The organism is Crocosphaera sp. (assembly GCF_030064895.1).
GTDB lineage: Bacteria > Cyanobacteriota > Cyanobacteriia > Cyanobacteriales > Microcystaceae > Crocosphaera.
The window spans coordinates 1-6,674 of the sequence record NZ_JASJEB010000177.1 but is presented as its reverse complement, the minus strand read 5'-3'; the positions used below and the strand labels follow the sequence as shown (position 1 = coordinate 6,674).

Here is a 6,674-nt window from a genome sequence, read left to right as displayed (position 1 = left end):
GTCAAGGAGGCTGTAGTTAAGTACAAAATAACTGAACATATTTATCCTGATTTGACTATATATGACTATATTTCCGTTGAATGTTTATGATACTCTCCAGACTTCCTAAACCTTTTATAGTGAAGGAAATCCGAAATAGATCGGGTTTGGAAGATTATCTAATTAATTTTATAATATGTGGTTTAAATGGTTGTTATAGCATTACTAACTTTGGTTAGGTCCTTAAGGAGATTTCTGCTTCCTCACCAATAACAGTAGGGGGATAGAAAATTTTCTAATTAATTTTTGTATTGCCATAACTTACACCACATTAAAAAGTGTTATTAAGTCCTTCGGAGGAGTAAAATAGGGATTGTCAACTAAATGAACTTGAGTTAAACATTGGATACTATAAATGTACGTCTGGCCCAACTCAGTGATGCGGAAGATATTGCGAGTTTTAATCAGGTAATGGCCAAAGAAACTGAGGGCAAAATATTATTACCAGATATTGTTTTTGCCGGAGTCAATACTTTGTTAACCAACCCATCACAAGGTTTTTATATCGTAGCTGAAATGGATTCTCAAGTGGTTGGATGTTTGATGATTACTAAGGAGTGGAGTGACTGGCGCAATGGTGTTTTTTGGTGGATTCAAAGTGTTTTTGTAAAACAAGAATATCGTCGTCGTGGCATTTATCGCAGGATGTATCAGTTTATCAAAAAACTTGCTAATGAGAAAGATGATGTTTGTGGATTCCGATTATATGTTGAACAAAATAATACTATAGCCCAAGAAACCTATAAGGAATTAGGAATGACACAACTACCTTACCTAATGTTTGAAGAATCAAAACCTAATTAATATGTTTCGCTTTAATATATAGCAATAATTCATCAGTTGTGAGAAATAAATCTGATACCAAGTCCGACTTATAAAACTCAGTTTTGTTAGAGATGGGGGAGAGGGGGGAGTTCTTTGCATTCAGTTATAACTGGGGTATATAAACCGGATTGAGTATGATTAAAAGGAAAAAGATAAGAAAAATATACTCACAAATCATCTAGGATTGGTATATAGAATAGTCACATTCAAGTTTCTTGAGAAGATAGTGTAAAAAATAGCTAAGCTAACGCTAATTTTTACACCATATTGTTGGAAAAGCCTAATTATTGTTTAACTCATGACGAAATTTAGAGAGTTCCTGATAAATTTCTTTTCGAGCTAAGTTCATTTCTCCAATAGGACGATGTTCAGGTAGAGCGTGCCAAGGAGTAAAAGACAATTCTTCATCTAATTCCCGTCGCATTAGAGAATCAAAATTTTGTTTTGGTATTTGTAGTGTTGCTACAACAATAGATTTTGATTTTGGTCTAATGTCCCAGTTTTCAGTCGCATCATTAATCGGAAACTCCTCAGGATTTTGTGGTAATAGGACAGAAAAATCAAAAGTTGCATCTTGAGATTTTAACTGTTCTACCATCGCAGATCGCAAGAAATTAGGATTATCTTTGTTCGGTTTTGATGCCATGGAATTATCTCTGTTCGCTATCACCAGATATTGAACATTTTCATCACCTAATTTAAAAGGCGTTGTACTCCAATAAGTTAAATTTAAAGGACTAGCACCTTTTTCTAATCCTTTTAGTTTATTACGACTATTCATACTGTTCAGAATACGGCGTGATTTTTCTAATGCTTCCTTTCTTTGAGCCGTGGGAAGTTTCTCTATATAAGCTTTGATGTCTTATTCTTTTTCTGTTCTTAAAATAGGAAGCATCTTAAAAACATCAACAAAATTTTCTAAGTTACTAGCAAAGAAAACACCCCAGTTGTAATAATTTGTTACTTTTCATAACAATAATTAGTGATAAAGATGGATACAAATTGAGAGATTTTAAGAAAAATAGCAATTTTTCCAATACTCTCTAATTCTTTCCTTATTTTTAGCTAATTAAACCCCAGAAAAATATTAATTTATTCTTAAAATACTAAAACATTCGTGACCAAACATTGAACATTAAACATTGAACATTTTGGTTTCCAGCCTCTCCCTTTAGGGAGAAAGAAGTTTGGGAGAGGTTTCAAGCCTACTTCCAAACGAATGATAAATGATAAATGATAAATGATAAATGAAATGACCTGTTGTGGGAATAGAAAAAGCTACAAACTAGATTTTATATTGAATAAAAACTTTTCCATCTATTGGGAGTGAATTTTTTTAAACTCCTTTAATATGTGTTCTATCTGTTAAAATTTCGTAACCAGTTGCTGTTACTAATACTGTATGTTCAAACTGTGCCGATAAACAATTATCAACTGTTACCACTGTCCAGCGATCGCGCAAGGTTTTTGTATATTTTGATCCCTGATTAACAATTGGTTCAATGGCTAAAGTCATGCCTTCTTTTAACTTAATATTGGGAATTTCTTTGGTACGATAATTGAAAACTGGGGGTTCTTCGTGCAAGTTCTGTCCTACCCCATGACCGGTATAATCTTCTACTACAGAATAACCATATTTTTTCACAACATCTTCAACCGCACCAGCAATATCTGCTAAATATTTTCCTGCTTTTACTTCATTAATTCCTGCATATAAAGCTTCTTCTGCTGCACGAATTAAACGAGCGGTTTTGGAGGATACTTTATCTACAGCAATTGTAATACAAGAATCTCCATGATACCCTTGATAATAAGCCCCTGTATCTACTTTTAAAACATCTCCTCTGCGAATTCTTCTTTTAGCATTGGGAATCCCATGCACCACCTCATGATTAATGCTGGCACAAATCGAGCCAGGAAACCCATAATAACCTTTGAAACTAGGTGTTGCTCCCATTTCCCTAATTCTTTGCTCTGCATAACTATCTAAATCTCCTGTGGTCATTCCTGGTTTTACTATGTCTTGAATCTCTTTCAAAACTGTGGCCACAATTAAAGAAGATTGACGCATAATTGCTACTTCTTTCGAGGATTTTATCTGGATACCTCTACGACCTTTTTTTGTACGAGGAAGTCCAATTTGCTCCTTTTTTTTAGTTGCTTTTTCAGTTGATTTAGGGGAAGAAAAAAGCTGAGTTAAAAAATTCATCTTGTCAATGGTTATTTTACAAATCTTATTTTATCTCAAAATAGACACTTCTCTGCCTCTTATTGCATCTATGCAATGACAGCTAACCTGAGTACAATTAATACATAATCATAATGAGTATGGTTATGGAGATGAGATGAGAATTCATTTCAAAATTGTTCAAAGGTTCTGCTAAAATCTGGATGACTTCTATCGTTTTGAGCAATGGCAGAAAATCGAGCAAGAATTGCAGTGGACGCTATGGGGGGAGATCATGCCCCCAAAGAAATCGTCGCCGGGGCGGTTCGGGCATCGGAAGAGTTGGACGTAGACATTTTACTGGTGGGCGATCGCCCATCCATTGAAGCTTGTCTCCAACATCATCAGCCATCCCCCAATATAGAGATCGTAGATGCAGAAGGGGCGATCGAGATGCACGAAGGGATTAGTGAACTTCGGCGCAAACCCAAAGCCTCAATTAATGTATCAATGGATTTAGTCAAGAAAAATCGGGCAGATGCAGTAATATCGGCCGGTCATTCCGGGGCTGCCATGGGAGCAGCAACCCTAAGATTAGGTCGCCTCAAAGGTATCGATCGCCCAGCCATTGGAACCGTATTTCCCACCCTTATAGCAGGGAAGTCGGTGATTATATTAGACGTGGGGGCGAATGTAGATTGTCGCCCCAAATATTTAGAACAATTTGCCCTCATGGGAACCATTTATAGTCAATATGTGATGGGAGTCGAGCAACCCAAAGTAGGACTGCTCAACATTGGGGAAGAATCCAGCAAAGGTAATGATTTAGCCCTAGCCACCTATCAATTATTAGAAAATAACCAAGCCATTCCCTTCGCTGGTAACGCTGAAGGCCGAGATGTACTCTCAGGCAACTTTGACGTTATCGTTTGTGACGGTTTTGTGGGCAATGTTCTCTTAAAGTTCGCCGAAGCAGTAGGAGAAATTGTTTTACAAATCATGCGCGAAGAACTACCCCAAGGATGGCGTGGAATATTAGGGACTGCTGTTCTGAAACCCAACTTAAAAAACCTCAAACAACGGATCGACCACGCTGAACACGGAGGAGCATTATTATTAGGTGTGGCTGGTATTTGTCTGATTAGTCATGGTAGCTCCCATGCTCCCTCTATTTTTAACGCCATTCGCTCAGCCAAAGAAGCGATCGACAATCAAGTATTAGATCGCATCAAAGCCTCTCAAAAGACCCCTATTTCCGATGGTGTTAAAGCATCAGTGGAAAAATAATGGGATAATGAGAAGATCAGAATTTGGCCATTGTTTAGAAACCATTAGGGGGAAAGGTTATTGAAAGCAATTGGGGTAAGTATCATAGGTTGTGGTTCGGCTGCACCCAAGCAGGTGATGACCAACGACGATTTAAGTCTTCTGGTAGAAACATCTGACGAATGGATTCGCACCCGAACCGGAATCCGTAAACGACATTTAGCCAACACAGATTTATCCTTGAGTGAACTCTCAGCAGAAGCAGCTAGTCAGGCCATCACTATGGCAAAACTAACTCCTGGGGATATTGATTTGATTATTTTGGCCACATCTACGGCCGATGATCTCTTTGGTAGTGCGGCCAAAGTACAAGCCCTGTTACAAGCTGACAAGGCAGTGGCCTTTGACTTAACAGCAGCTTGTTCGGGTTTTGTGTTTGGATTAATCACTGCCAGTCAATTTTTGCGTACAGGAGTATATGAAAACGTCTTAGTGATCGGGGCTGATATCCTTTCCCGTTGGGTTGATTGGTCCGACCGCACTACCTGCGTTCTCTTTGGGGATGGTGCTGGTGCTGTTGTTTGTCAAGGGATCACAGATAAGGATAATTTGTTGGGTTTTACCATGTACAGTGATGGTAAACAACACGACGCTCTTAACCTTGGCTATCACGGTACAGACCAAGGCTTAAAAGAGGGTTTAACCGTCAAGGGAGGCACTTATCAGCCTATTACGATGAAAGGACGGGATGTTTATCGTTTTGCCGTGGAAAAGGTGCCAGAAGTCATCGAAAAGGCACTCTTTAAGGCCAATTTAACCACCGATGATATTGACTGGTTAATTTTACATCAGGCAAATCAAAGAATTATCGATTCTGTGGCTAAACGTCTGAAAATTCCTGCCGAGAAAGTAATTGCTAATTTGGATGAGTATGGTAACACTTCTGCTGCTTCTATTCCTTTAGCCCTTGATGAAGCTGTTAGACAAGGGAAAATCCAACCAGGGGATGTTGTCGCCAGTTCTGGTTTTGGTGCTGGTTTAACTTGGGGGGCAGCTATTTTCCGTTGGGGTATTTAGACCCAATAAATAACAGATAAATAAATAGGTAATTTATGATGAAAACAGCGTGGGTATTTCCCGGACAAGGATCGCAAACTATAGGCATGGGGGTAGATTTAATAACAACCCCTATGGGTAAAGATCGCTTGAGCGAAGCAGAAAGTATCCTTGGTTGGTCGGTTTTAGATAAATGTCAAGGCGATGAAACGGAGTTAGCTAAAACTTTATACACTCAACCTTGTTTGTATGTGGTGGAAACTATTTTGATTGACTTATTGAAAGATAAGGGTCAAAAAGTGGATTTAGTGGCCGGTCATAGTTTGGGGGAATATTCGGCTTTATATGCTGCTGAGGTGTTTGATTTTGCTACAGGGTTAAACTTAGTTAAAAGCAGGGGTGAGTTGATGAGTCAGGCAGCCGGAGGTAAAATGGCGGCCTTGATGAAATTTGATCGTTCTCAGTTAGAAGAAGCGATCGCAGCTATTTCTGGTGTGGTTTTAGCTAATGATAACAGTGAACAACAAGTGGTCATTTCTGGCACTCCTGAAGGGGTTGATCAACTTTGTTCTCAAGTTAAAAGTAAACGTGCGGTTGAGTTAAAGGTGTCTGGGGCGTTTCATTCTCCTTTTATGGCCGAAGCATCAACCAAGTTTAAACAGTTGCTAGAAGAGGCTAAGTTTACAGACGGGAAGGTTCCTGTACTGTCCAATGTTGATCCCACTCCCAGTACCTCGGCAACCATCCTCAAAGAACGTTTAAGCCAACAAATGACCGGATCTGTGCGTTGGCGCGAAATTATGTTAGCTTTGCCTCAACAGGAAATTACTCAAGTTTTAGAAGTGGGGCCGGGTAAGGTATTAGCTGGTTTACTTAAACGCGCTTGTTCTGGGATAGACGTTAGCAATGTCAGAAGTTTAGAGGACTTGTAGAACTGCTATCTTGTCTTACAACTTCTACATATCATCCTCTTGCCTGTTCCCTGTTCCCTGTTCCCTCAAACAAGGTTGATGATATAATCGAGGAGTGCTATTTTTACGGGATGTAGCGCAGCTTGGTAGCGCACTTCGTTCGGGACGAAGGGGCCGCTGGTTCGAATCCAGTCATCCCGATTTGTGTTTGTACAGTGACACATTATTTGTCATCAGTGACAGATTAGTGTCGTGGAGACAAATTAATTGTCGTTATCTATACTCACATCTTGCATTAGAACAAGAATACTTAATAAGTAGAGGCAGAAGGCAGGGGGCAGGAGGCAGGAGGGGAGAAAAAAGTTGAAAAATAAGATTATTTAGCTTTTAAATTGCTCATAATTGGCTAT

6 protein-coding genes and 1 tRNA gene are annotated in these 6,674 nt (G+C 39.1%); 5 read left to right on the top strand and 2 right to left on the bottom strand.

From position 1 onward, the window contains the following. Positions 1 to 381 precede the first annotated feature (381 nt). A complete protein-coding gene (locus QNJ66_RS25870) occupies positions 382 to 843 on the top strand; it encodes a GNAT family N-acetyltransferase (protein WP_300511543.1) in 462 nt (153 codons plus the stop codon). A gap of 301 nt (positions 844 to 1,144) precedes the next feature. On the opposite strand, the gene QNJ66_RS25865 is transcribed toward QNJ66_RS25870, so the two are convergent. After that, positions 1,145 to 1,645, bottom strand: a complete 501-nt coding sequence (locus QNJ66_RS25865) for a hypothetical protein (RefSeq protein WP_300511542.1) — start codon at positions 1,643 to 1,645, stop codon at positions 1,145 to 1,147. Between the two features lie 555 nt (positions 1,646 to 2,200). After that, a complete protein-coding gene (gene map, locus QNJ66_RS25860; protein WP_300511541.1) occupies positions 2,201 to 3,073 on the bottom strand; it encodes a type I methionyl aminopeptidase in 873 nt (290 codons plus the stop codon). 204 nt (positions 3,074 to 3,277) lie between these two features. Between map and plsX the strand changes: the two genes are divergently transcribed. The 4 genes from plsX to QNJ66_RS25840 all read left to right on the top strand — a co-directional run bounded on the left by plsX (position 3,278) and on the right by QNJ66_RS25840 (position 6,465). Then, positions 3,278 to 4,318 carry a phosphate acyltransferase PlsX gene (gene plsX, locus QNJ66_RS25855; protein ID WP_300511540.1) on the top strand — a complete coding sequence of 347 codons (1,041 nt, stop codon included), beginning with the start codon at positions 3,278 to 3,280 and terminating at the stop codon, positions 4,316 to 4,318. A gap of 60 nt (positions 4,319 to 4,378) precedes the next feature. Beyond that, positions 4,379 to 5,374: a beta-ketoacyl-ACP synthase III gene (locus tag QNJ66_RS25850; protein ID WP_300511539.1), complete on the top strand. Its 996-nt coding sequence runs from the start codon at positions 4,379 to 4,381 to the stop codon at positions 5,372 to 5,374. 38 nt (positions 5,375 to 5,412) lie between these two features. Then, complete coding sequence (gene fabD, locus QNJ66_RS25845; RefSeq protein WP_300511544.1) at positions 5,413 to 6,285, top strand: ACP S-malonyltransferase; 873 nt, start codon at positions 5,413 to 5,415, stop codon at positions 6,283 to 6,285. A gap of 106 nt (positions 6,286 to 6,391) precedes the next feature. Further along, positions 6,392 to 6,465 (top strand) — tRNA-Pro (locus tag QNJ66_RS25840). Positions 6,466 to 6,674: the final 209 nt, after the last annotated feature.